Annotated in this window: 18 protein-coding genes; 6 read left to right on the top strand and 12 right to left on the bottom strand. The window is 51.2% G+C overall.

The features are described from left to right. Positions 1–26: 26 nt before the first annotated feature. Positions 27–980 (bottom strand): phosphotransferase enzyme family protein, encoded by a 954-nt coding sequence (locus tag PsAD5_RS06270; protein ID WP_063291473.1) that lies wholly within the window; start codon positions 978–980, stop codon positions 27–29. Beyond that, positions 973–2,016 (bottom strand): DmpA family aminopeptidase, encoded by a 1,044-nt coding sequence (locus PsAD5_RS06265; protein ID WP_063291472.1) that lies wholly within the window; start codon positions 2,014–2,016, stop codon positions 973–975. The genes PsAD5_RS06270 and PsAD5_RS06265 overlap by 8 nt, the downstream gene beginning before the upstream one ends. Before the next feature lie 403 nt (positions 2,017–2,419). Between PsAD5_RS06265 and PsAD5_RS06260 the strand changes: the two genes are divergently transcribed. After that, a complete protein-coding gene (locus PsAD5_RS06260) occupies positions 2,420–3,355 on the top strand; it encodes a sugar kinase (RefSeq protein ID WP_063291471.1) in 936 nt (311 codons plus the stop codon). Positions 3,356–3,400: 45 nt separating this feature from the next. On the opposite strand, the gene PsAD5_RS06255 is transcribed toward PsAD5_RS06260, so the two are convergent. Further along, the gene (locus PsAD5_RS06255; RefSeq protein WP_063291470.1) at positions 3,401–4,093 is read right to left on the bottom strand and encodes a FadR/GntR family transcriptional regulator; all 693 of its coding nucleotides are present in this window, start codon (positions 4,091–4,093) and stop codon (positions 3,401–3,403) included. A 550-nt stretch (positions 4,094–4,643) separates the two neighbouring features. Between PsAD5_RS06255 and PsAD5_RS06250 the strand changes: the two genes are divergently transcribed. Together PsAD5_RS06250 and PsAD5_RS06245 are read left to right on the top strand one after the other, a co-directional pair. Continuing rightward, entirely contained in the window at positions 4,644–5,588 is a 945-nt protein-coding gene (locus PsAD5_RS06250) for a 2-hydroxyacid dehydrogenase (RefSeq protein ID WP_063291469.1), read from the top strand. Positions 5,589–5,706: 118 nt separating this feature from the next. Next, complete coding sequence (locus tag PsAD5_RS06245; RefSeq protein WP_084405920.1) at positions 5,707–6,729, top strand: LacI family DNA-binding transcriptional regulator; 1,023 nt, start codon at positions 5,707–5,709, stop codon at positions 6,727–6,729. 6 nt (positions 6,730–6,735) lie between these two features. Here PsAD5_RS06245 and PsAD5_RS06240 read toward each other — a convergent pair whose 3' ends face one another. The 6 genes from PsAD5_RS06240 to PsAD5_RS06215 all read right to left on the bottom strand — a co-directional run bounded on the left by PsAD5_RS06240 (position 6,736) and on the right by PsAD5_RS06215 (position 15,915). Then, complete coding sequence (locus tag PsAD5_RS06240; RefSeq protein ID WP_063291467.1) at positions 6,736–7,701, bottom strand: aldo/keto reductase; 966 nt, start codon at positions 7,699–7,701, stop codon at positions 6,736–6,738. Positions 7,702–7,828: 127 nt separating this feature from the next. Beyond that, entirely contained in the window at positions 7,829–10,195 is a 2,367-nt protein-coding gene (locus tag PsAD5_RS06235; protein WP_063291466.1) for a HEAT repeat domain-containing protein, read from the bottom strand. Between the two features lie 196 nt (positions 10,196–10,391). Further along, on the bottom strand, positions 10,392–13,067 hold the full coding sequence (locus PsAD5_RS06230) for an arsenate reductase (azurin) large subunit (protein WP_063291465.1): 2,676 nt from the start codon (positions 13,065–13,067) through the stop codon (positions 10,392–10,394). Between the two features lie 10 nt (positions 13,068–13,077). After that, positions 13,078–13,674, bottom strand: coding sequence for an arsenate reductase (azurin) small subunit (locus tag PsAD5_RS06225; protein WP_193757822.1), 597 nt, complete (start codon positions 13,672–13,674; stop codon positions 13,078–13,080). 12 nt (positions 13,675–13,686) lie between these two features. After that, positions 13,687–14,829 (bottom strand): cytochrome-c peroxidase, encoded by a 1,143-nt coding sequence (locus tag PsAD5_RS06220; protein ID WP_063290485.1) that lies wholly within the window; start codon positions 14,827–14,829, stop codon positions 13,687–13,689. Between the two features lie 12 nt (positions 14,830–14,841). Next, positions 14,842–15,915 carry a cytochrome-c peroxidase gene (locus PsAD5_RS06215; RefSeq protein ID WP_063290486.1) on the bottom strand — a complete coding sequence of 358 codons (1,074 nt, stop codon included), beginning with the start codon at positions 15,913–15,915 and terminating at the stop codon, positions 14,842–14,844. A gap of 273 nt (positions 15,916–16,188) precedes the next feature. On the opposite strand from PsAD5_RS06215, the gene PsAD5_RS06210 reads away from it, so the two are divergent. Next, a complete protein-coding gene (locus PsAD5_RS06210) occupies positions 16,189–16,956 on the top strand; it encodes a Crp/Fnr family transcriptional regulator (RefSeq protein WP_208980871.1) in 768 nt (255 codons plus the stop codon). Positions 16,957–17,010: 54 nt separating this feature from the next. On the opposite strand, the gene PsAD5_RS06205 is transcribed toward PsAD5_RS06210, so the two are convergent. From PsAD5_RS06205 to PsAD5_RS06195, 3 genes are all read right to left on the bottom strand, one after another. Next, positions 17,011–17,868: an ABC transporter six-transmembrane domain-containing protein gene (locus PsAD5_RS06205; protein WP_063291464.1), complete on the bottom strand. Its 858-nt coding sequence runs from the start codon at positions 17,866–17,868 to the stop codon at positions 17,011–17,013. A gap of 81 nt (positions 17,869–17,949) precedes the next feature. Beyond that, on the bottom strand, positions 17,950–19,098 hold the full coding sequence (locus PsAD5_RS06200; RefSeq protein ID WP_063291463.1) for a DNA alkylation repair protein: 1,149 nt from the start codon (positions 19,096–19,098) through the stop codon (positions 17,950–17,952). Next, the gene (locus tag PsAD5_RS06195) at positions 19,091–19,423 is read right to left on the bottom strand and encodes a hypothetical protein (RefSeq protein ID WP_063290490.1); all 333 of its coding nucleotides are present in this window, start codon (positions 19,421–19,423) and stop codon (positions 19,091–19,093) included. The genes PsAD5_RS06200 and PsAD5_RS06195 overlap by 8 nt, the downstream gene beginning before the upstream one ends. 69 nt (positions 19,424–19,492) lie before the next feature. Here PsAD5_RS06195 and PsAD5_RS06190 point away from each other — a divergent pair, with 69 nt between their 5' ends. Then, positions 19,493–20,251 (top strand): helix-turn-helix transcriptional regulator, encoded by a 759-nt coding sequence (locus tag PsAD5_RS06190; RefSeq protein ID WP_063291462.1) that lies wholly within the window; start codon positions 19,493–19,495, stop codon positions 20,249–20,251. Positions 20,252–20,363: 112 nt separating this feature from the next. Further along, positions 20,364–22,586, top strand: coding sequence for an esterase-like activity of phytase family protein (locus tag PsAD5_RS06185; protein ID WP_063291461.1), 2,223 nt, complete (start codon positions 20,364–20,366; stop codon positions 22,584–22,586). Positions 22,587–22,819 lie beyond the last annotated feature (233 nt).

Here is a 22,819-nt window from a genome sequence, read left to right as displayed (position 1 = left end):
CTACCGTGAGAGAAGCCGTCTAAAGATCAGGCCAGCTGCTCAAGCAGCTGCGCCAGATACTCTGGTTCATCCAGATGGTTCTCAACCATCAGCTCAAACTCTTTGTAGGTAGCCACATATTGTACAGCTGCCATGAGAGCTCGTATTTCGCTTTCGCGCGTTGCAAGCGGGTGAGATGAGCCTTTTAATCCTGCGAAATAAGCATCAACAAACGCCTCACCGAGAGATTTATCGATCTCACACAGGAATGGATAAACGCCAGCAACATCATAGACCGGCAGGTCCCAGCGGCATTCATCCCAGTCAAGCACACCGACCAACTCGCCAGAATTCTCGCTGATGAGTGTGTTGGGCGGTCCAAAATCACCATGGATCAGGTGCTTTGTCTCATTCAGGTTTCCAAGTTTACCCAGCGCGTCATCAAGCGCCGCCTCCACATCTGCCCAATAAGCAGAGCTCAGATACTTGGCATCGATGTTCTTGGAAGCTTCCAACTCAGAAAGCGCTGCCAACAAGGCAGTTCCTGACTTCAACGTCTCTTTGCTAACACCCGGACGTTCTTGTTCCGCAAATCGAAACGCATCTCGCTCCTCCCAAAGCTTGATGTGCAGATTTGCCAAGGCCTGACCACTCCGGCTGCAGGTCTCAATCTTATCCAGTGGTGGTGTCTCACCTTCGATCAACTCAAAGACAGAGTAGTAAGCACCCTCAACCTCGGTCAAACGCTCCTGATTAACGCCATAAAGCGCCTTCGGAACCTCGTATCCGATCAAATCCTGCAGCAGGTCCAGACATTTGAACTCTGAAAGGATCTGCTCTTCAGTTCTGTTTGGATTGTGACGACGAAGAACAACAGGCTCCTCCCCGTCTATTTCTCCCAACCAGGTTTCATTGGCATGGCCCTCTCCAAATGAGGACCACCTGGTATTTTCCGGCAAGGCAAAAGCTTCATCAAGGAGCTTGATTTCCTGCTTATTCATTTGCTTCCCCCATTAACTCGCCAAAATCTCCCAATGCATAGCGCGTATTGCCATCACGGCCCGTTACTCGTTCTGCATTCAACATTGAATTGACGATAGCTTCCTCTGTAACTTCTGCAGTCGCTCTAAACACCCTGTCAATTCGCCGCTCATCCACTTGTTCCACCGAATGCGTGCGTTTTCTGCTCTTTGTGTCCACTGGATCCGCAGTTGTGAATGCTAAAGCTATATCGCCACTTCCATGACCAAGAAATGAACCAGTTCGTGCAAGTCCTACAGAAGTTCTCTTGGCAACCCGCTTCAACTGGCGTTCGCTGAGCGGCAAGTCCGTTCCAATGATCATGATGATAGACCCTTTTTCAGGTCCGCTCTCATCACGTGCCAGCTTTTCTTCAATCTGTGGCCCTAAATGCTGGCCAGCCAACGTGAAGTCTGGCATCCGACCCATATTGGAAAGCACAAGCGCACCCACATGGTACTCTTTGTTACCAAGCTTCACCTGACGAGAAGCACTTCCGATGCCCCCCTTCAGGCCGTAACAGGACATCCCACGCCCCGCACCAACCGCACCTTGCTCAAACTCTTCAGAAACCGCTTTAATCGCGTCCGGAGCATGCTGTGGGCGGACATACAACGCACTGATCTTGTTCAGGAAAGCATCATTACACTCAAACACCACTGGATTGATCGTGCCCATCACGAAGTCAATGTCTGGCGTTTCTGCCAGCGTATGCTGGATCAAACCTTCGCTCACCGCACCAACGCTTAGCGTGTTCGTCAAAAGGATCGGCGTCTCCAGCTCTCCCAGCTCTTCAACCTGCACCAGCCCAACACTCTTACCAAACCCGTTAAACACATGAGAAGCCGCACGCGTTCTCAGGTTAAATGCATTCTCTCCATGCGTGGTAATCGCGGTCACACCAGTCTGACAATCACCGTCGGTCAGCGTCACATGTCCGACTTTGACACCCGGAACATCACAAATTGTATTCCGCTGCCCCTTTGGCAAAGACCCAATATTGATTTTCTGAAACATTCCAACCTCTGGCACAAATCGTAGAGCATTCAAGTGTTACCAGTCCTATTTCATAGTTAATCAGCAAACAACGCTACCAGCCGCTTTCCCAGCCAAAATCAGGAAAGCGCTCACTCGCAATTGGCTGACCAATTTCACCACCGATGCCCTTTCCTTTTATGACTTGAATGATTTTCCATATTTAGTTCATCAAGAATTTCAATAAAATCAAAGCAAATAAGTGTAAGCAGCTAATTGCAAAATACCCTGAAATATCGGAAAATGGTCTACCAATTAGCTGCCACAAAACTCCCAGCGTCAGAATCTTTCCTGCATCATAGCAATCGCTCCGCTCGCAGGGAACTGAAAGGACTGGCCAATAGTGACGCATGCTGCCTGATACACTTTGAACAATGAGGACAAAATGACCGCAGAAATCATCAGCTTTGGGGAGCCATTGTTCGAGTTCAATCAGGTTAAAGAGTATAGCGGAGAAGGACCGGATTACCTGTCAGGCTTCGGGGGCGACGCCTCCAACTTCGCATGTTGTGCGGCACGTCAGGGTGCAAACGTCGCCATCCTGACCCATCTGGGCGATGATGTCTTCGGCAACAAGTTCATCAATCTATGGGAGAAAGAAGGCGTTAAAACGCACCTTGTCGAGCGCAGTCCGATTGCTCCGACAGGCATCTATTTCATCTCCCACGACGAGCAAGGCCATCATTTCAGTTTCGCCCGCAAAGGCTCTGCAGCCTCGCAAGTCACACCAGACCAGCTGCCAGCTGATGCCATTCGTGCGGCCAAACTCTTCCACGTCACAGCCATCACGCAGGCCATTTCCACCAGCTCATGCGACAGTGTTTTCAAAGGCATCGAGATCGCCAAAGAGGGTGACACACTCACCTCATTTGACACCAACCTGCGCCTGAAACTCTGGGATCTGAACCGCGCTCGCGGCATCATTCACGAAACCGCACGCCTCGTTGACTTCATCATGCCAAGCGTCGATGAAGCTGAAGTGCTGACCGGTCTCTCCGATCCGGACAAAATCTGCGACTTCTACCTCAATCTGGGGTCAAAGAACGTCATTCTCAAGCTTGGCAAAGAGGGCGCGATGTACGCAACAGCCGCTGAGAGAAAGCGCGTTGCAGGCAATCCGGTAGAAGCAGTTGATGCCACTGGTGCTGGTGACTGCTTCTCCGGCTCTTTCTTCACCAATGTGGTGGCTGGCAAGTCGCTGGAAGACAGTCTCAAATACGCCAACGCAGCCGCAGCACTCACAACGCAAGGCTATGGCGCAGTCGCACCAATCCCGACACGCGATCAGGTCGAGGCCTTCATACAGGCTCGCAGCATCTGATTTATTGATGATGAGAGGGCTCGCAACAAATGGGGCGAGCCTTTTCTATTTAAATTGATCCCCAAAGAAGCCGATGTGGTTTCGCATCTCACGGCGTGCACCTTCAACATCACGCGCTCTGATCGCGTCCAGAATAGCCTTATGCTCTTCGATCCCGTGCCGGCGTGCGAACTCGGGCAGCAACGGGTACAGCCCCTTGCTCATGTTCATACCAACTAGGATTTGCGGCTTCATGACTTCATAAACAGCCGCTGCATATTCATTCTTGGCAGCTTTCACCACTGCAGCATGAAAACGCATGTCACCATCAATGGTGCCGACAGAGTCCAGCCCATCGCTGTGGATCTGCGCCAACGCAGCATCCAGCTCTGCCATCTCTTCATCTGTCCAGCGCTCAGCAGCCAACGCTGCCATCTCGCCTTCAAAGGCCATTCGGGTTTCCTGGCATTGAATAACGTCACCAATGCCGGAAATCGCAAATTCTCCGAGTGTGGGCGCAAAAGGCGTTGGAGTGACGTGCTCCTTGATGACAAAGCTGCCAGAGCCACGCACAGTCTTGATGTAGCCCTCTTTACGCAGGCGCTCCATCGCACCGCGTACGACAGGACGTGAGACGCCATACCGCTCGCACAGCGCATTTTCTGTCGGAAGCTTAAGACCTTCCGGAAATTCTCCGGAGTCGACAGCATCTTTCATCTTGTCGTAAACCGCATTCGAGAGGTTTGCTGGACGGGCCACCACTCACACTCCAATTATTCTTGTTTTTTAAGCTGTTTGCAGCCTTGGAAGTTTATTAATTTACAACAGCCGCCCTAAGCTAACAAGCTTGCCACCCTAAACCAGCCCCTTTGACGCAAAGCTTCTCAAACCAAATTAAATAAATAACAAAATCAGTTAGATAGAAGAATTCTAGAGGCCACCCTATAAGCGAACAACCATGTTCTCTAACCAGACTGCGACATTATGTAGTCTACTTATTTACAGCGCATCTTCCTAATATATCTGAGAGGGATTGTGGGGTCTCTCCAAGGTTGGGGGTGTTATTATGCGTCGACTTCCTTTTAAGACTGTTCGGTGTGCGGCAACTGACTTCTGTGGCACCGTCGCTGTAACGAGTATTCTGGTAGGCATTCTCTATCTGATTTTCACGTTCACATGAGTCCGGCGGGTTTCCTGACACGTTGAAACGCAGGCATCTGTGGGGCAGTCGACACTCCCCACTGGCGAACGTCTGCAACTTGATGCATTCTTGACTTTGATGCTCAAGTAATCTTCAGATGACTGTCTTATGATCGATGTTCTTCAACTAAGCCCTTATGCGCCCAATGAAATCAACGAGGAGCTGGAAAAATGCACCCCGCTTGCTCGCTATTGGGAACTTCAACAAGACGAAGAGCTGAGAGCTCGGACCTTGCCGAACATCCGCATCGTCGCAACCAAGGGCGATGTTGGCCTCTCCAGTGAGCTGATGGCAGAAATGCCCAACCTTGAGCTTATTGCGGTCTATGGCGCAGGTTACGATAAAGTTGACCTGAAACAGGCCCGCGATCGAAACATCATCATCACAACCACACCAGACGCCTTGACCGAAGCCGTGGCCGATCATGTCGTGGCCCTTGCTCTGGCATCCTCTCGCCGAATTGCAGAGGGAGACCGCTTTATCCGCAATGGCGACTGGCTCAACGGCAAATTGGGCATCGGCTACAGCCTGCGAGGTAAAACACTCGGCATCTTTGGATATGGACGCATTGGCAGAAAAGCCGCCAAAATTTTAGGCGGCACATTTGGCATGCAAATTTTGTACTGTGATCGCAACGCAGACCCGAAACAAGATAAACAATGCCGGTCCTCTCCGTTGGAACTGGCAAGCGAATCCGACGTGCTTGTCATTGCTGCATCTGGCAGCCCTGACACAAAAAATATTATAGATATTAATATATTAGAAGCTCTGGGCCCGAGCGGGCTTTTGATCAATATCGCCCGTGGTTCATTGGTAAACACTCAACATTTAATCACTGCACTTGAGAACAGAACACTCGGGGCCGCAGCCTTGGATGTATTTCCGGATGAGCCTAATGTTCCCAATGAGCTGATCGCGTCCCCCTACACAACCCTGACCCCTCACCTTGCGAGTGCCACACTCGAAACCAGACGAGAAATGGGGCGCCAAGTGATTGAAAATATTTCATCTTACAGGAAAAATGGAGAAGTATTTAACCGGCTAATTTTCTGACCTATACGTAACCCAAATAACATTTACATAGAAAAAACAAAAATATAGCTCACATGCACACGATTCAGGTGTTATTGTCGCCTGATAATTCAACTTACTTTATAAATAAAGCAAATTCATGCCTTTAAAAAAATCCAAAGTTACTGTGTCCGATATTGCGAAAGCAGCGGGAGTATCCGTTGCGACTGTCTCGAATACCATAAATGACACAGGTCGAATGACCGATGAAACCAAAGCTCGCGTAAAGAAAGCTATGCAAGAGTTGGGGTTTGTTAGAGATTACAACGCCGCCAAACTCCGGTCAGGCCGTTCGCGACTGGTCGGCGTTCTCGTGCCGGATATTTCAATTCCATTTTACGCTGAGTTCTGCACGTCATTGGAAGCAGCTCTCTCAGAACACGGCTACCTGCCCGTTATCGCCAATGTCGGCGAAGACACCAAGCGCCAGCAAACCATGCTTGAAGAAGTCATCGGCCACGGCGTCGCAGGCATCGCAATCAGCCCGAGCGCAGGCACAAAAAGAAGTGACTTCGAGATCGCCAACACGCGCAGAATTCCCGTGGTCACCTTCTGCCGGGAAATTGAAGGTCTGGCAATGGACTACATTGGCTCCAACAATTATCAGGCTGCCCAGCTGGCCACAAAGCATCTGCTTGAGCAAGGCCATCGCAAATTCGCAATGATTGCAGGCCTGCAGGAAACCATGCCGGGTCGAGAGCGCAAACGCGGCTTCTACGACGCCTTAAAAGCAGCAGGCATTCCTGAATCTGACATCCATGTTGAAGTATGCGGCTTTGATCGTGAATGCGGACGCATAAAAGCGCAGCAACTCGTCTCAAACAAGGCTGAGTTCACCGCCCTGCTCTGCCACAATGATCTTGTCTCAGTCGGCGCAGCAGCAGAACTCAAGAAAGCAGGCCGCAATATAGGCGAAGACCTGGCCGTAGTTGGCTTCGACAACCTGCCAGAAGGTGAAGCATGGACTCCAGCACTGACCTCGGTTGAAAGCTACCCGCGCACCATCGGCAAGGACGTCGCCAACTTACTCATCAAACGTCTGGATGGAGAACCAACACCAACCACCACAGAACGGATAGAGCCGCATCTATTGATACGCGACTCCTCCAGTTTTAAGGTCTGAGATCCTTTACTCAGGGCGCGGCTCGTTCCAAAGGTTTTCCCAGGTGTACGGGCTGCCGGACAAGAAGTACTCATCGCCCGGAATAAAGCGATGGTTCTTGTCCAGATGCGCGATGCGAGACATGTCATGCTCATCAAGATCGCACTCAAGCGCTGCCAGGTTTTGCGTCAGACGTTCAGGATTACCTGACTTTGGCACAACGATAACACCGTTCTGGATCGCCCATTTAAGCACCACCTGAGATGTCGTCGCGCCATGCTTCTCGGCAATCTCTTCAATGACAGGATGAGCGAGAACAACATCCTGCTTCTGCGCGTCCGTCAGATCCGCTGGAACACCACGCCCAAGCGGAGAGTATGCGGTCAGCGCAATGTTATTGTGCAGGCAATAAGAGCGAAGGTCATTCTGCTGAAGGAAAGGATGCAACTCCACCTGATTAACAGCCGGAACAACCCGCGTTTCCATGATCAAATCTTCCAGCTTTTGAGGGCTGAAGTTGGAAACACCGATCGTGTTCGCCAGACCATCATCAAAGCACTCTTCCAGCGCCCGCCATGTATCCATCAGCGGCACATCTTCAAGCGAATAATAGTCTTCTGAGCTGGTAGGCTTCTTCACGCCCGTCTTCAGCGCCACAGGCCAGTGCATGAGGTAAAGATCAAGGTAGTCCAGCTGAAGGTCCGCTAGAGTCTTTTCCAGCGCGCCTCTCACATCTTCAGGCTTATGAAAGCTGTTCCATAGCTTGGAGGTGATAAAGAGTTCGCTGCGCTTGATGCCCTCTTCCTTCATGGCATCAGCAATCGCCTGCCCAATCTCAGCTTCATTGTCGTACATCATCGCACAATCGATGTGGCGATACCCAGCAGTCAACGCCGCACGAAGTGCAGGATAGGTTTTACCCTCTCCAAAGTTCACCGTACCAAGGCCCAGCATTGGCATCTTGTAACCGGTAGAAAGTGTCTTGGATCGCATGATGCCCCCTCCAAAAAAGAAAACCTGCCAGCGAACGCCAGCAGGTTTCCTTACAACGTATTCCGCACCAGATAAATACCGATGCCCATCACGAGATTTGGTTTCGCCTCATTTGAGAGCAGAAACCTCAAGCCACGTATTTGTTCAGCACTTCAAGAGCCGCCAGCTTGCGGGAAAGATCTCCATCCAGCCACTGCTCCATAGCACCAAGAACACTCTCCTGAGCATAGCAACGCAAACACGTTGCAGCTCCGGGAATAAGAACTCCATTTTCCATCTGCGCAGCTTCGAAAATCTCATCCAGATTACTAGTATCTGAGTTTGCACTCACAAGCTCCAGCGCAGTCACTCGCAGGCGACGACGAGGGCTTTTGAGATAGCTACGCACATCAATGTTAGTGTCAGGTTTTCCGGCCAAAACTTTCAGCGCTGAAGCAGAAACAGCGTCGGCTTTGTCCTTCAGCCCGGCCGTCACAACCTTCTCAGCTTCTGGATTTGAGGAGGTGCCAAGAAGCTCAACACGCATTGCACGCACAGCCACATCATTCTCTGGTGGCAAAGCAAGGATACGCTCGATGGCTTCCTCAGAAAGCTCAAGCCCATTCTCAACCAGATGAACGAGGCTCTGACTAGCCGCGAACCGAACCTGCATCTGGCGATCAGACAAAGCAGACACCAGCGCATCAATCAGTTCAGGACGCTTCGCATCACCACAAATGCGCAAAGCCAGCAAGCGAATATCCAAGGCAGGATCATCCGGACGACCTGGCACAACACGCTTCTTCTCAATCAGCTCATTCGCAAGCTCAAGGAAGTGCATGTCTTTCTTGCCAAGATCGACAGGCTCTTCAGCCAGCTTCTCAATCTCGTCTTCAGTGTTCAGAATCGCACCGAGTGTTGAGCCCGGGAAGGCAACAACATTGTCAGGCAGGTCTTCCACACTCTCAATAGCGCCCTCTGGCACGTCTTCAGCAACTACAGGATCAGCACCGGCAGTGACCTTCGCAACCAGCTCTTCAGCAGAAGACTCTTCGGCAACAACCTCTTCCTCAGCGACCACTTCATTTGGCGCCTGAGGCTCAATCACATTGCCTTCACGATCAATCTGAATGCGCGGCTGCTTGCCGTCACCCTTGCCATTGCTACCCAGATCAGACGGATCTTTTTCTTTTGCGCCGTCGAGAATATCCTGATCATGCGCTTCAGGCATCAGCTTACCTGAAACCGCCCAAACCAGCTGTACAGCAGCATTGTCCGCAAAATCGCCCTCACCTTCAGCCAGCTTGGCCAGAGAGTTCAGGGCAGCAAGACGGATTTCCTGTTCTGCACTTGTCACCTGCTCCTGCAAAACAGCAAGTCCATCAACGCTCGGCTTCTCACCGTGAAGCACGATAAACGCTTTCAACACTGCTTCCTCCTGACGGTGGACAGCAATCTCACTCAACAGAGCCGTCGCAGCTTCACTCTCAACCTTCGCAAGGACAGGTACAAGCGCGGCAACAAAAGCATCACTAGCACTACGCAAAGAGCGTTCAATCCGCTCGATCAGCGCATCCGGCTTGGTGATTTCAGAAGAAGCCATCCGACCAAGCGCCATAATACGCAGGGTCTCCTCCTCGTCTTCAAAAGCAACCTTTTCAAGCTTTAAGTAGGAGAGTTTACCAGATGCTTTCAGTGCCAGACGACGCATTTGCGGTTCACTATCAGCCAACAATACAGCCAGATCTGCTTCCTCACCACGAGCCATCAGCACTTCAGCCGCAGCAACCCGCACATCAGGGTCAGCATCTGCAAACAGCACACGCAGGATCTCACCAACCCGCTCATCATTCGCAGAGGAGAGCGCACGCGCCGTATGCTCACGCACACGAGCAGACGCATCCGTCGCCAGTGAGGCCAGTTCAAGCAACCCGGCAACGCCCATCTCAGAAAGCGCCATGGTCACTTCCGGCCAAACTTCCTGACCGAATGGATCGCGGGCAGCTTCCAACAAAGCAGCAGCAGATGCTTCACATTTCAACGTGCCCAGCGCCAGAATGGACTTGCGCTGCACATCCAGCCAATCATCCCATTCAGCACCGTAACCGTCCCATGCAACATCATCTTCGCAACGGTCTTTAGCCAGCTTTGTCAGCCATTCGTCCGCAACTGTCCCGCCAACAATTGCAAGTCCGTCAATGGCAGAAAGCTTCACTTCCAACACTGGATCGTTTTGCAAACTCCACAGCAGAACATCAGCATCCAAGCCTTTGCCTGCGCTGATCAGAGCTTCAACCGCATCACTGCGGACGTCTTCATCTTCATCTCGCAGCGCTTCAGCAAGCGCAGCATGAGCAGTCGAAGTGCCAAATTTTCCAAGAATTTGAGCGGACAAACACTTTTCGCGCTCTTCGCCGTTTGCAAGCAACTCACACAAGATTTTCACGAGCTTATCAGTAGCTTCGGTCTGCTCCACTGCAAAATCCTGATCTAAATGCCTGATGGAAACCGTCATGATTGGCTTTTCTCCTCAAGCGTATTCCCGAGTAGTGGACTCCGGTGTTCGGGCAAGAATACGCAAAACAAAAACTTAAAGCAGGTTGAAAACAAACTGACTTAAGGCCCACTTCTGCAAAACGGCTCAAGTGCGCGAGCCCCTTGGCACAAGCGGAAAAAGAACTGGCGGGATAGCCCCGCCAGCTCCTGATTTCCTATGCAATATCGCGACGTGCGAAAGACATAGACCGGAAACTATCCTTGTATGGGCTTGTGCCGATCTTTTTGATGCGACCAACACCCATCTTGTAGTTGTAGTTACCGCTGATCCAGTCCACCACGCGGCCAGACAGAGCGTTCGCTGGCTGTGCGGTGTGCAGGAAGTCCATGTAAAGCATGCCCTTCTTCAGCGCTGGGGTAACAATTGCTACCGCAGTAATAGCGCCTTCAGTCAGCTCGATATGGCCTTCATCCATCAGTTTTGTAAAGGTGAAGTCATCGCCTTCAATGCCCACTGTGGTGTCTGTCTGAACCGGAATACGGTCAGAGAAGAGCATCACGTAGTCACCGTTCTCGATACCGCGCTCTTTCGCATCATCTGGGTGGATTTCAACCCAGTTTTCAGGCCAGCGCTGCACGATGTAAGGACGACGACGGTCATCATAACCAGACTGCCAACGCTCGTTGATACGACCGGAAGTCACCCAAAGCTCATCATCCTTCGGCTTCATCCATGCCCAGTAATCGGAGAACAGGCTCCATGGGCTCTTCTGGATGTTACACTTACCAGTCTGAGAGTTGAAGTGAGTGAGCTTCTTGTTGTAGCGGTTGGAACCGGTTGGACCAGTTGCTGACAGTTCACGGGTTGTGTCATGCAAGCGCTGGGTACCCTGCAGGGTTCCGTCTTCAAGCATAACAACTGGGCCCTGAATACCATCAGTACCGAACTCAGCAAACTTCTCGTGAAGAGTCTTGCCTTCCTTCTGAGCAGCAACCTTCAGCATAAAGAAGTCTTTACGGCTGCCACGTGAGAAGCGGGCTGCTTCTTCAAGCACTTCGTTGGAGTCTTTCCAATCGTAGCCCTTGAAGCCCATTTTCTTCGCGAGGTTCGCAACAATCCACCAGTCAGGTTTTGCTTCACCCGGTGCATCGTAGAATTTTGGATACAGACGCAGACGACGCTCACCGTTTGCACGGGTGAATGTGTCTTCACCCCAACCAGCAGCTGGGAAGACGATGTCTGCGAAACGTGCACCAATCGGATCTACGAGGTAGATGTCCTGGTTCACAACAACCATACCACCGCTATCTACACGCTTCTTGAGTGTGTCGATGATGGTCTGCTTATCGTAAGAGCGCACCTGATTTGGGTTCTGAACAGTCAGTTCCTCAAACTTTGCAGCAAGAGACTGGGAACCACACATGGACTGAATCCAGGTGTTGCCAATCACGTGAGCAAAGCGGGTGTGACCACTCATCAGATACCGGTCGGTATCCATTGCGCGGCGACGACGGCCTGGCAGTTTCTCAGGAGACTTGTTGCGTGGGTAAGACCCACCCTTCAAGCCACCACGCTGGTGACCACCAGCACGGCCAATGACCTGACCCGGACGACCACCACAACCAGTGATAATACCAAGAGACGAAATCGCATTGGTGTTACCGGTGTTATTGGACCAGTAGAAGCCTTTCTCGATCATGATGGAGGTCTTAGGACGGGATCCATCATCACGAGGCTTAGCCATCCACTCAGCAGCCTTGTAGATTTTCTCTACATCGATCTGAGCAGTTTCAGCAGCAGCTGTTGGTTCAAACTCATCCTGAGCCATCAGCCACTTAACGAAGTCGTCGTAGCCTTTGGTCTGGAATTTGCCCCAGGTCGTACGCCACTGCCATGGAGTGTTACGAGTACCCTGACCGAAGCCTGAGGAGCTCTCCCACTTGTTGTTGACCCAATCGCGGATCCATTCAGCGTCTTGCCAACCGTTTTCGATGATCACACGAGCAATCGCGTTCACAACAAGAAGGTCAGTACCTGGCTGGATGTCGAGCCACAGACCACCATTCTTCTCCGCATAAGCCACACCAGCAGTACGGCGCGGGATCATGAAGATTGTCTTTTGACCGTTCTGGATGGCTGGCATGATCCAGTCAGTGAACAGAATGGTCTTGGACTCGTATGGGTCGGTACCGCAGATCATCAGAGTCTCGGCATCTTTCCAGTCCTGATAAGAAGGACCGAAATTGTCGAAACCGGCATCACGGAAGCCCGGAGTGGACGTCACATCAGACGGAGTGTCGTGGAATGTGAAGTTCGCAGTGCTAACAGAGCGCAGAGCATACTTGGAAATCGCGTAGGTGTTTTCCATGTAGCCGTAGGAGAATGTTTTCACGCAGAAAGCGTTCTCGCCGTGCTTCTTGATAACGTGCTTACCAACTTCCGCAGCAATTTCCAGAGCCAGATCCCAGGTGACCGGCATCAACGTGCCGAACATGCGGATCATAGGTGACTTCAGACGATCACGAGTTGGGGTCTGAGGGTTGTAAATCTTCTTCGCCAGCGCACCACCACGGATAGAAGAGTTACCATTGATGTTTACATGCTTGGTATCTTTATCCGGAATGATGATCACATGGTGAGGTTCGCCCTTGTGCAGCACAACGTTGTACTGGTTCGGAGCAACCCATGGGCCCAGCGGATCAACCGGGAAGTCGACGCCAAAGGCGTTTTCAGCGGCTTTTTCACCACCTACTTTTCCAGCCTTAACAGGCCAGCGATAGATCTTATAACCACACGCTACGATGCAATAATCACAAGCAGTGGAAAGAACATCAGCATCTACCGGAGGCAGCGGAATGTTTGTTCCAGGAATGTAGTAGGGAGTTGACATGATTTACTCCTCACCCTTTGAGATTGTCGTAGCGGCCATAGATCAGCCCGAACATACCAACAGCGTAAACATCGTCGCCGTCCAGCTCGAGAAGAACCTGAGGCAAGCTCTGGTAAGCCTGGCCGGAGATGAAGATACCATGACGGGTTAGGTCAAAGGTGGTCAGGTGCAGTGGGCATGGACCCAGAGCCTTATCACCTTTCTGATAGGTACCCTGCAGCGGACCACCCTGGTGAGTACAGGTATAGTTGAACGCTACAATGTCCTTGTCAGAGCCAATACCGCCACCAGCTTCCTTGCCCAACTTAACAATCATGGACTCGCAATAAGCGCCTTCGTCCGGATAGTTAAAGTCGAGCGGTTCGTCTTCTTTCAGCTCAGAAAGCTTACAAATGAACTTGCGCTCATAAGTGGAGACCATCGCAGGCACCTTCGCAGAGGAAGGACCAGACTTGAGAGCCACCATAACGGTGAAGGTAGAAATACCGGAAGTCAGCAGGAACTGACGGCGTGTCATTACACAACGCTTGCCAGTTTTTGCAATTTCCTCAGGGCCGTTCACGACCTCAATCATCTCAGGAGAGACGGACTTAGGTTGATGTGTCATCTCCATCTCCTCTTAATTCGTTACAGCCGGAAGCGGTTCATACTCAGGAAGATCAGGTGTTTCCATGAGAAGACGCTCGCCAGTGAAGCTTTCTACGAAGGCCACCAGATCAGCTTTCTCTTTGTCGGTCAGACCGAGAGGCTTAATCAGGTCGGTTTTCGTTGCAGCCCAGTCGTTAGTGCCACCACCCTGGTTGTAGAATTCTACGACGTCTTCCAGAGTTTCCAACATGCCGTTGTGCATGTAAGGAGCGGTGTACTTGGTGTAACGCAGAGAAGGCACACGGAACTTGCCGAGATCAGCATTCTGCTTGGTCACGAAGTAAAGGCCCGGATCGTCCTTCCACTTGCGGTATTTCTCTTCCGTGGAGCCTTTTGCAAAAAGCTCGAAGCGGAAGGTGATTTGCGCAAGCTCATCGTCTTCCCAACCGTCATAAGCTGGAACGCCGAGATTGTAGTACTTCTGGTTGGAGATCAGAGCACCATCATGACAGGTAGAACAACCAGCCTTACCGGTGAACAGTTCCATACCGCGCTTCTGCTGATCACTCAGAGCATCATCATCGCCGAGCATGTACAGATCAAACGGAGTATCACGCTGAACAATTGACCGCTCAAATGCAGCAATCGCCATATAAGCGTCACGCATCAGAGGGTATTCGGTACCGAACACATCGTTGAAGCGCTCACGATACTCAGGAATAAACGCAAGGCGCGCTTCCATCATGTCGTCTTCACCGTTACCGGCAACACCACCACGAGCAGCTGTACGAGCTTCTGCTTCCAAAGATTTGGAAACACCAGTCCAGAACAAGTTACCGTAGTATGCAGTGTTCACGATTGTTGGTGAGTTACGCCAGTGAACTGTACCCGGATAGCCCAGAGAGATCTTGTCAGGGAAATCCCAGCCAAGCTCTGGCAAGTGACATGCCGAACATGGCATCGCACCGTTACCGGACAGACGTGGATCGAAGAACAGGAGCTTGCCCAGCTCAACCTTTTCAGGTGTCATTGGGTTATCTGGTGGAGAAGGAGGCTCACCCAAAGGAGCCAGTTCTGCCGGGCGTTTTTCAGCCGCTTGAACACCAGCTGCAACTGCAACAATGGAAACACCAGCAAGTGCAATCACACTAATGGTTTTTTTGAATGTTGTCATTTTAGCAGCCCCCTAGTTCTTCTTGTTTTTCCAGTCTTCGATCAACTCGTAAGAGTAGTCGTCGGCTGTCCAAACATATTCAGGAGTATCGAAGCTGTCGCCAGACAAGGTCTTCAGGAACGCGACCAGATTGGCCTTTTCGCTGTTCTTCAGATTGAGAGGCTTCAGACGTGAGTCTTTGTTGACATCATCACCGCCACCTTGGTTGTAGAATTCTACAACGTCTTCAAGTGTCGCCAACATGCCGTTGTGCATGTAAGGCGCAGTGTATGTCAGCTCACGAAGAGTTGGGGTCAGGAAGGAACGCTTGTTCTCTTCTTTATGATCCCGGATGAATGCACCCTGGTCTTCACGCAGGTTCATGTAGTTGTTAACGCCCATGAACTTCGCGTAAGTCACATAGGTGATGTGACGCAGTGGATCAGACCAGATATCAGGGTTGTTAGGAACACCGATATTGTGTGGCTGATCATCTGTGAAGCGGTTGCCGGTGTGACAGGAAGAACACCCTGCTTTGCCCATGAAGAGTTCATAACCGCGTCGTTCAGAAACGGTCAGCTCACCACGGTCAAACGCGGAACCTTGAGATGTAATGGATTTAAGGAATGCTTCTAAAGCACCGCGAGCACCACCGTTAGATGGTTCACCCTTACCCGCAGCTTTAAACATTTCAACGTAAACAGGATCTTGCTTCATGCGTTCCTGCATGATGCGCATATCCATGTTCATGATGTAGGTCTCTGTGATCATACCACGAGAGACATCGTTCAGGTTTGTACCTAAACGGCCATCATGCATCCAGGCTGCCCGGTGTCCGACATTCGCCAGTGTTGGCGTATTACGGAAACCTTCTGTACCTGTATATGCAGTAGAAAGCTTTTCGCCGTCTGTGAACCCCTTAGCTGGATCATGACATGTTGAACAGCTAAGGTTGGTGTCACCAGACAAACGGCTATCATAAAATAAGCGTTTTCCCAGTTCTACAAGAGCAGGTTTCTGCTCTATCTTTGCAACAGGCCCTAAATCTGTTGCGAATGCCGCAGTGCTTGTCATCAAAGCAATCGACATACTGACGAGAAGGCGCATTGTTACCCCCAGTTTGGCTGGGATGATACTAACAAGATTCGTTGTCAGGCAGCATCGATCCCCGAATACGCAGTATTTCTGCATGGAGCTGAACTGTTTTCATTGATTGCAATCAGTAGTTGGATTTAGGAGTTCTAAAGAATGATATTTTTTCACTCTCATCCGGTAACAAAATGTTGAATAAAAGTAATCCTTAGAATATTGATTTATATCAATGTCCTTGACTACAGGGGACTTTACGCCAAATCACGTAATAAGCGGGGAGCTTAACGCATGTCGGGGACAACCCCTCCAAAGATAGCGTCATCACCTGACCATCTTTCGTTTGAATGTGTTCAGGAATCCTGCGGTTTTAAGGGCGAGGAATGCCTCTGTCGCCCGATGCATCATCATTTCGAAAAAGCAGAATTACGTGCCGCCAGAACCATCGAGCTGAACGAAGGTGATCAACTGGCGCCAGAAGACTTTCCGGAACCTGTTGTTTTCGCAGTTCTCAATGGTGTGATCGCCGTTGAGAGCCACTTAAGTGACGGACGCCGATCCCTACTCACGCTTCGCTTCCCGGGTGAGTATCTGGACATGAACCGTGCAGACCGTCACGCGTCTGGTGAAGTGGTCGCGCTTGCACCAACTTTAGTGAAGCTGGTTCCACGCAATGTCTTCGAAGAATTGCTGCTGCTGGATTCCAACCTGCGCCGCATCTACTGGCGCCGCGCGACGGACATCATGCACCAGCAGTTCGACCATTCCTCTGATCTGGGCAAAAAAACCCCAACAGAGCGCATGGCCTCCTTTATCTTTGAGCTACGCAACCGCATGAGCATTCCACGCTTTGTGGAAGAGTTCACTCTGCCAATCTCCAGGCAATCCATTGCTGACTATCTTGGCCTGCGCGCTGAGACTGTAAGCCGTGTTCTGAAGAGCTTGGAGAAGGAAGGCGCTGTAAAGCTCATCGGCAAGCACAAGATTGCCGTTCTGGACTTCAAAGGCCTGCGCAAAATAGCAAATGGCGCACGTCCGCGCCTGTCAAACCATCGTTGATCTGATCACACGATTGTAAGGGCTGGTCATCGCGCCAGCTCTTCTTGCCTCAGCTTACTCTTCTTCTACATTGTTTATTCGCGTAGTGATCTCATTCAGGCGTGTCAGGCTTTGCATCGTCATAGGCAGCATGATGGCCGCCTCCACGAACTCCCACGAGTAAGCCACGATAGAAAAGATCATGCCTGTACTAATGTCGGGTAGCCCAGCCGCCAGGATCAGATTGATCACAATAAACGCAATCTGAAACAGGAAAATCACGCCATAAACAATGGCCTCCGTGTCAGAAAGACGAACTTCATGCATCCTTAGCGCACGCAGATGTCTCCAGACACCACGCCGGCTTCCTCTCTCAAGCACATGCACCTGGTTCTCTGTCTCTGCATTCAGGGCGGAATTGAGCAAATAAAACCGGTTGTTAAACGCCGAGTAAGTAAGCAGCATCAGAACGACGACAGTAAACGCCGACGCTGACAGCCACAAATGGAAGCCAGCAAGCACCACCAGAGCGACAATAATCTGGATAACAGCTGAAAGTACTTCAGGTACTTCCCCTTCCAGATAGTCCACCAGCTCTCTGCTCATGTTCAGCCGCGCTGCTCGTTTCGAAACCGGCTTATTCTGATGCCTCTGATCCAGTTCCGCCCCTAAATGGAGCCGGATTGTGCCATAGGCGCGGGTATCATAAATCCGGCGTGCAACCGCGATCACCGTCAGCCCAACAAGAACACCACCCATTATAATGACATTGTCGAACACCCCTTGAAGCAGGTCATCAATGGCAAATCCGATGAGCAACGGGATCAGTGCCATCAAAAAATTCTCTACAAGAACACCTGCCCATGTAAGACAAATCCGATAAGGAAATGTCTTCACAAGGGTAGAAAGTCCAAGATGTCCTTCTAAACGCATGATGCCCTCAACACACAAACAATAGATTGTCATTTTAGATAATCTATTGTCGCACGGTGTCAAGGCCTGCTCATTCGGCAGTTAAGCAACCACCTCTTCAACACCAACCAATTCAAAGGACCCAATCGGCGTCTCAACTCCGTTCAGCAACACTGCCAGCCGATGCTCTCCCTCGTAATACCGACGTGTTGTGATTGGCCGAATGCTGTGTTTGCCTGAAACACGAAGCGTCTGCCCAGCGCTCAACTCGCCTCTCCGCCACTTGAACACCTTTGGGGCCTGTGTCCCGTTCGCTTTACGATGGTAGATGACAAAGTCCAGCATAAACGGAACTGCCTTCTCAGAGGCATTGCTTATCTCCGCAGAAAAGGTCAGTCCTGACCCATAGACCACCCGATCAGTATCCAACATACTACGCACCACACGCGTATGTTCTGCATCATATCCGAGCACAGCAAGGCTCGGCAGATGGGCCACCTTCACATTGCTCCGCAACGCATGCCGCACCAACCGCAATCTACGCTCGGTTGGCTGCTCGAGCCAGCGTCCACAAATCTCCGCAGTTAAATCAGGGTGATCCTTGGAGATGTCATTCAGATGATTGGCAACAGACCGGCGCACATACTCAGTCTCATCATCTTTAAGCTTCTCTAACAATGGCAGGCACTTATCAGGAGCCTCAATAAAGCCCTTCAATCGCTGTCCCCATGGCAACCTTGGCCGTGTTCCCTCAGAAACAAGCCGCCGCACATGCGCACATTCATCTTCAGCCCACTCAGCAAGAAGCGTCATCGCCTCCTCTTCATAGCGTTCAATAAACGGACGAATGGCAAACTCAGCTGAAAAGCGACGCGTCATCTCTTTCATAGCAGCCATGGAGAGCTCAAACTTCTCCAGGCCATAAAGCAGCACGTAATCAGAGAACGGCATTGTGACGAAGCCAGAAAGCCCGCTTCCATCATTCTCCCAGACTGGCTCATCCTCCATAGCCAATGGAGCCGAGAGCGTCGCCATCATAATCCGCAGCGCTTCGCTATAATCCTCAGGGAGATAACGGCGCAAGCAACGCGCCAGATGGAGAGAACGCTCTTTCAGCTCCAGCTCACTCAAACCATCCAGCGCTTCAGCTGTGAAACCAGAAGCAAGAAATGAGGAATGAACCCCTGCCAAAGCAGAGGCCATCCGTTCAATAGATGCTTGATTAAAAACCTCTTTAAAAGGCTCAGCCATAAGTACCCACCACACTAAAGAATTCCATTGCACCAGCTTTGCGCGGCTGATGCTCACGGCTCATATCAATCAAAGAAAAATACGCCTGTCCGGCCTCATGTTGACCAGCGGCAGCAAAAGCCTTCTCACTTGCACTGCTATCCGCCCAAACAACAATATCAGCATAAGCACCATCTTCATGCTTCACCAATGAACGGCGAACAAACCCTTTATGCTCATTCAAAAACTCCGCCTGAAACCGCTCAGAAGCAGCAACAAGATCACTTTCACTCTTGCCCTCAGCAAGATGAAAGGGTGCAAACTCAATCACTTGGTTGGTCATCATTATTTTCCTTCAATATTCGGATGACCTGTTTGTATGGACATATATGTCATTTAATGACACATTTCTTTGATGAGCAATGAAACAAGCCGAGCAACCAGAGCGACAGCCCTAAAACGCCTTGACAGGCTTGAGCAAATTGAAGCACTGCTCAAATCTGGTGAGTGTCCCACAACGCATGATCTGGCAAATGAGCTCGGCATTTCCCAAAGAACTTTGTTCCGGGATCTGGAACTGCTCCGCGAGCGTGGCTTGCCCATTGAGGCAGATAAAGGTCGCGGAGGCGGCATCCGCCTTCAATCCCGCTGGGGTGTTGGCCGCCTCAAACTGGAATACAAGGAAGCGATCGACCTCCTCATCAGCCTCGCCATCGCAGAGAACATGCGCTCCCCTCTGCTGCTGGCTAACCTCAAACCGATCCGCCGCAAGTTGATTGCGTCCTTCTCTCCAGAGCTCCGCTCCCGTGTCGACACATTGAAGTCCCGCATCTGGATTGGCGAAACGGCTTCTCTTCATGTCTATGGATCTTTTGAAGAATTTGACAGCGAAGCAATAAGCCCTGTCAACGAAGCCTTCTTGATGAGCAAGTGCATCCATATCCAATACAGCGATCAGAACGGCAACCTTTCTCACCGAACCATCGAGCCACACTACCTTTTTCTGAGTTACCCGGTTTGGTACATTATGGCCTGGGATCACCTTCGCAGCGCCGTCCGCACCTTCCGTCTCGATCGCATAAAATCCGCCCAGATGCACGACAAAGGCTTCGCCCTAAAGCCCAAAAAGCCCTTCATAGACGCCATTGACGGCATCGAGCCCGCAACGCCTTAGTCGTTGATGTACCTTAGTCATCAAAGCTTCAACAAACATTCATAGGCCTGCCATGCGGTGCCCCTAACCAGAAAGCACTTAACCGCAAAACTATTCTGACAGGGGATTTTTCATGCGCGTTCTTCGCACTTCACTCTTGGGCGGCATTTCCGTTGCTATGTTGGCAGCTGGTGTTTCTGCTGCAAATGCATCTGAAGCAAAGTTCTTTAAACGCATCGCGACCATGCCGGTTTACGAAACACTGGCGGAAGGCGTAGACCGCAAATCCGAAACCGTCGCAGAAATCATTGCTGCATCTGAAGACGGAAAAACCTTAGCTTTCACCGATGGCCCTCAGGAAGCAATCGTCTTCCTTGACGCAACCAACCCAGCACAGCCAAAGCCGGTAGGACGCACCGCACTGGGCGGCGAGCCAACTTCTGTTGCAATTTCAGGCAATTACACATTCGCAGGCGTCAACACTTCTGAGAACTACACCGCTCCATCTGGCTATGTAGCCGTTATCAACACCGCAACAAAACAGATTTCAGCAAAGTGCGATGTCAAAGGCCAGCCAGACTCCGTTGCAGTGTCCAAAGACGGCAAGTTCCTTGCGATCGCCATTGAAAATGAGCGTGACGAAGACCTGAACGATGGTGCTCTGCCGCAGATGCCTGCAGGTTTCCTCACCATCTTCGATCTGGATGAGAACGGCATGCCGAAAAACTGCGATGCCGTACGTATTGTGGAAATGACAGGCCTTGCAGCTGAAGGCGGAGATGATCCGGAACCAGAGTTTGTTTCCATCAACGGCAACAACCAAGCCATTGTTACACTTCAGGAAAACAACCACCTCGCAATCGTTGACCTAGCTTCCGGCAAGATCACCAGCCACTTTTCCGCTGGTACCGCGACAGCACAAAACGTGCCGGTCAGGAAAGCTCGCGCCTCTGATGCGTCTGGATCAAAGGTAGATATTCCCCGTGAACCGGATGCTGTGGCCTGGATTGATGATAATCGCTTTGTGACGGCAAATGAGGGGGATTACAAAGGCGGGTCTCGTGGGTTCACCATCTGGAACAAAGACGGCCCCATCGAGTTTGACAGTGGCAACCAGATGGAACATCTGGGCATGTCACACGGGCATTACCCGGCCAAGCGTGCGCACAAGAAGGGCACTGAGCCAGAGGGTGTAACCGTTGGTAAGTTCGGCGGCGAGACCCTGATTTTCGTGAACTCCGAACGCGGAAACTTCGTAGCAGTGTACCGCGACACCGGCACCGAACCAGAATTCGTTCAGTTCCTGCCAACGCACATCGGCCCGGAAGGCCTGCTGGTGATCCCATCCCGCAATCTCTTCGTTGTTGCTAACGAGAAGGACAACGTAAAGGACAAAGTCCGCGCCCATATCGGTCTTTATGAGTTTGGCGCGACCTCTGCTGAGTACCCGCAGCTGGTCTCCAACATCGATCCGGAAACCAACGCACCAATCGGCTGGGGAGCAATCTCTGGCATGGTGGCAGACAATACCGATGCCAACAAACTCTATGCCGTATCAGACAGCTTCTACGACAACGCCCGCATCTTCACGCTGGATGTTTCCAAACAGCCCGTTGAAATCACAGGCCATATGGATCTGACCGGCGGCACCGCCAAGAAGTACGACCTCGAAGGCATTGCCCTGCGCAAAGACGGCGGCTTCTGGCTGGCATCAGAAGGCAACGCGAAGAAGGAAATGGAGCACTTCCTGCTTCAAGCCTCTGCGCATGGTGTCATCGAAAAAGAAATCAAACTACCAGAGAGCCTCATCGCACAGGCAAAACGCTTCTCTCTGGAAGGCGTAACTGAGTTTGAGATGAACGGCAAAACTCTCGTGGCCGTTGCTGTACAGCGTGAGTGGAACGACGATCCAAAGGGCATGACCAAGATCGGCATCTACAACCCTGCTGATGAGAGCTGGGGCTTTGTGCACTACCCGCTGGACGCACCACGCAGCGCAGCCGGTGGCTGGGTCGGTCTTTCCGAAATCACATCTCTTGGCAACGGCAAATTCGCAGTCGTAGAGCGTGACAACAAAGGCGGCAAGGAAGCAGCCATCAAGCAGGTTACTGTGATCTCTCTGGAAGGTGTCACCCCTGCCCCGCATGGCGTTGAGCTGCCAGTGCTGACCAAGAAGGTCACTCTCGATCTTCTCCCAGCCATGTCCGCAACCAACGGCTGGACACCGGACAAGGTTGAAGGTCTGGCAATCACCAAAGATGGTCGCATCCTCATCTCCACCGACAATGATGGCGTGGACGATGCAAACGGCGAAACCCTGTTCTTCTCCATGGGTGATGCAACTCAGCTGAACTAGCCGATTGAAATTTAAGAGACAACAAAGCCCGGTCGTGCAATCTGCCGGGCTTTGTGCTGTCTCAAGGCAACAACGCAAAGCCGACGAACCTACGGAGCAACTCAGAGCCAGTAGATATTACTACCTACAAACAATCTATGCGTGCTGTATCAAACAATACAGCCATCAACTAAACTAAATCACAACAATACAACCACCAGTTACTATTGATTCTCAATAAACACGGTGGCCTC

Source organism: Pseudovibrio sp. Ad5 (genome assembly GCF_001623095.1).
In the GTDB taxonomy this organism is placed as follows: domain Bacteria; phylum Pseudomonadota; class Alphaproteobacteria; order Rhizobiales; family Stappiaceae; genus Pseudovibrio.
This window is presented reverse-complemented; position numbering and strand designations above follow the sequence as displayed.

Coding starts and splice junctions, on each gene's coding strand:
- PsAD5_RS06270 (WP_063291473.1), bottom strand. CDS start 980: ATGAATAAGCAGGAAATCAAGCTCCTTGATGAAGCTTTTGCCTTGCCG.
- PsAD5_RS06265 (WP_063291472.1), bottom strand. CDS start 2,016: ATGTTTCAGAAAATCAATATTGGGTCTTTGCCAAAGGGGCAGCGGAAT.
- PsAD5_RS06260 (WP_063291471.1), top strand. CDS start 2,420: ATGACCGCAGAAATCATCAGCTTTGGGGAGCCATTGTTCGAGTTCAAT.
- PsAD5_RS06250 (WP_063291469.1), top strand. CDS start 4,644: ATGATCGATGTTCTTCAACTAAGCCCTTATGCGCCCAATGAAATCAAC.
- PsAD5_RS06245 (WP_084405920.1), top strand. CDS start 5,707: ATGCCTTTAAAAAAATCCAAAGTTACTGTGTCCGATATTGCGAAAGCA.
- PsAD5_RS06240 (WP_063291467.1), bottom strand. CDS start 7,701: ATGCGATCCAAGACACTTTCTACCGGTTACAAGATGCCAATGCTGGGC.
- PsAD5_RS06235 (WP_063291466.1), bottom strand. CDS start 10,195: ATGACGGTTTCCATCAGGCATTTAGATCAGGATTTTGCAGTGGAGCAG.
- PsAD5_RS06230 (WP_063291465.1), bottom strand. CDS start 13,067: ATGTCAACTCCCTACTACATTCCTGGAACAAACATTCCGCTGCCTCCG.
- PsAD5_RS06225 (WP_193757822.1), bottom strand. CDS start 13,674: ATGACACATCAACCTAAGTCCGTCTCTCCTGAGATGATTGAGGTCGTG.
- PsAD5_RS06220 (WP_063290485.1), bottom strand. CDS start 14,829: ATGACAACATTCAAAAAAACCATTAGTGTGATTGCACTTGCTGGTGTT.
- PsAD5_RS06215 (WP_063290486.1), bottom strand. CDS start 15,915: ATGCGCCTTCTCGTCAGTATGTCGATTGCTTTGATGACAAGCACTGCG.
- PsAD5_RS06210 (WP_208980871.1), top strand. CDS start 16,189: ATGTCGGGGACAACCCCTCCAAAGATAGCGTCATCACCTGACCATCTT.
- PsAD5_RS06205 (WP_063291464.1), bottom strand. CDS start 17,868: ATGCGTTTAGAAGGACATCTTGGACTTTCTACCCTTGTGAAGACATTT.
- PsAD5_RS06200 (WP_063291463.1), bottom strand. CDS start 19,098: ATGGCTGAGCCTTTTAAAGAGGTTTTTAATCAAGCATCTATTGAACGG.
- PsAD5_RS06195 (WP_063290490.1), bottom strand. CDS start 19,423: ATGATGACCAACCAAGTGATTGAGTTTGCACCCTTTCATCTTGCTGAG.
- PsAD5_RS06190 (WP_063291462.1), top strand. CDS start 19,493: ATGAGCAATGAAACAAGCCGAGCAACCAGAGCGACAGCCCTAAAACGC.
- PsAD5_RS06185 (WP_063291461.1), top strand. CDS start 20,364: ATGCGCGTTCTTCGCACTTCACTCTTGGGCGGCATTTCCGTTGCTATG.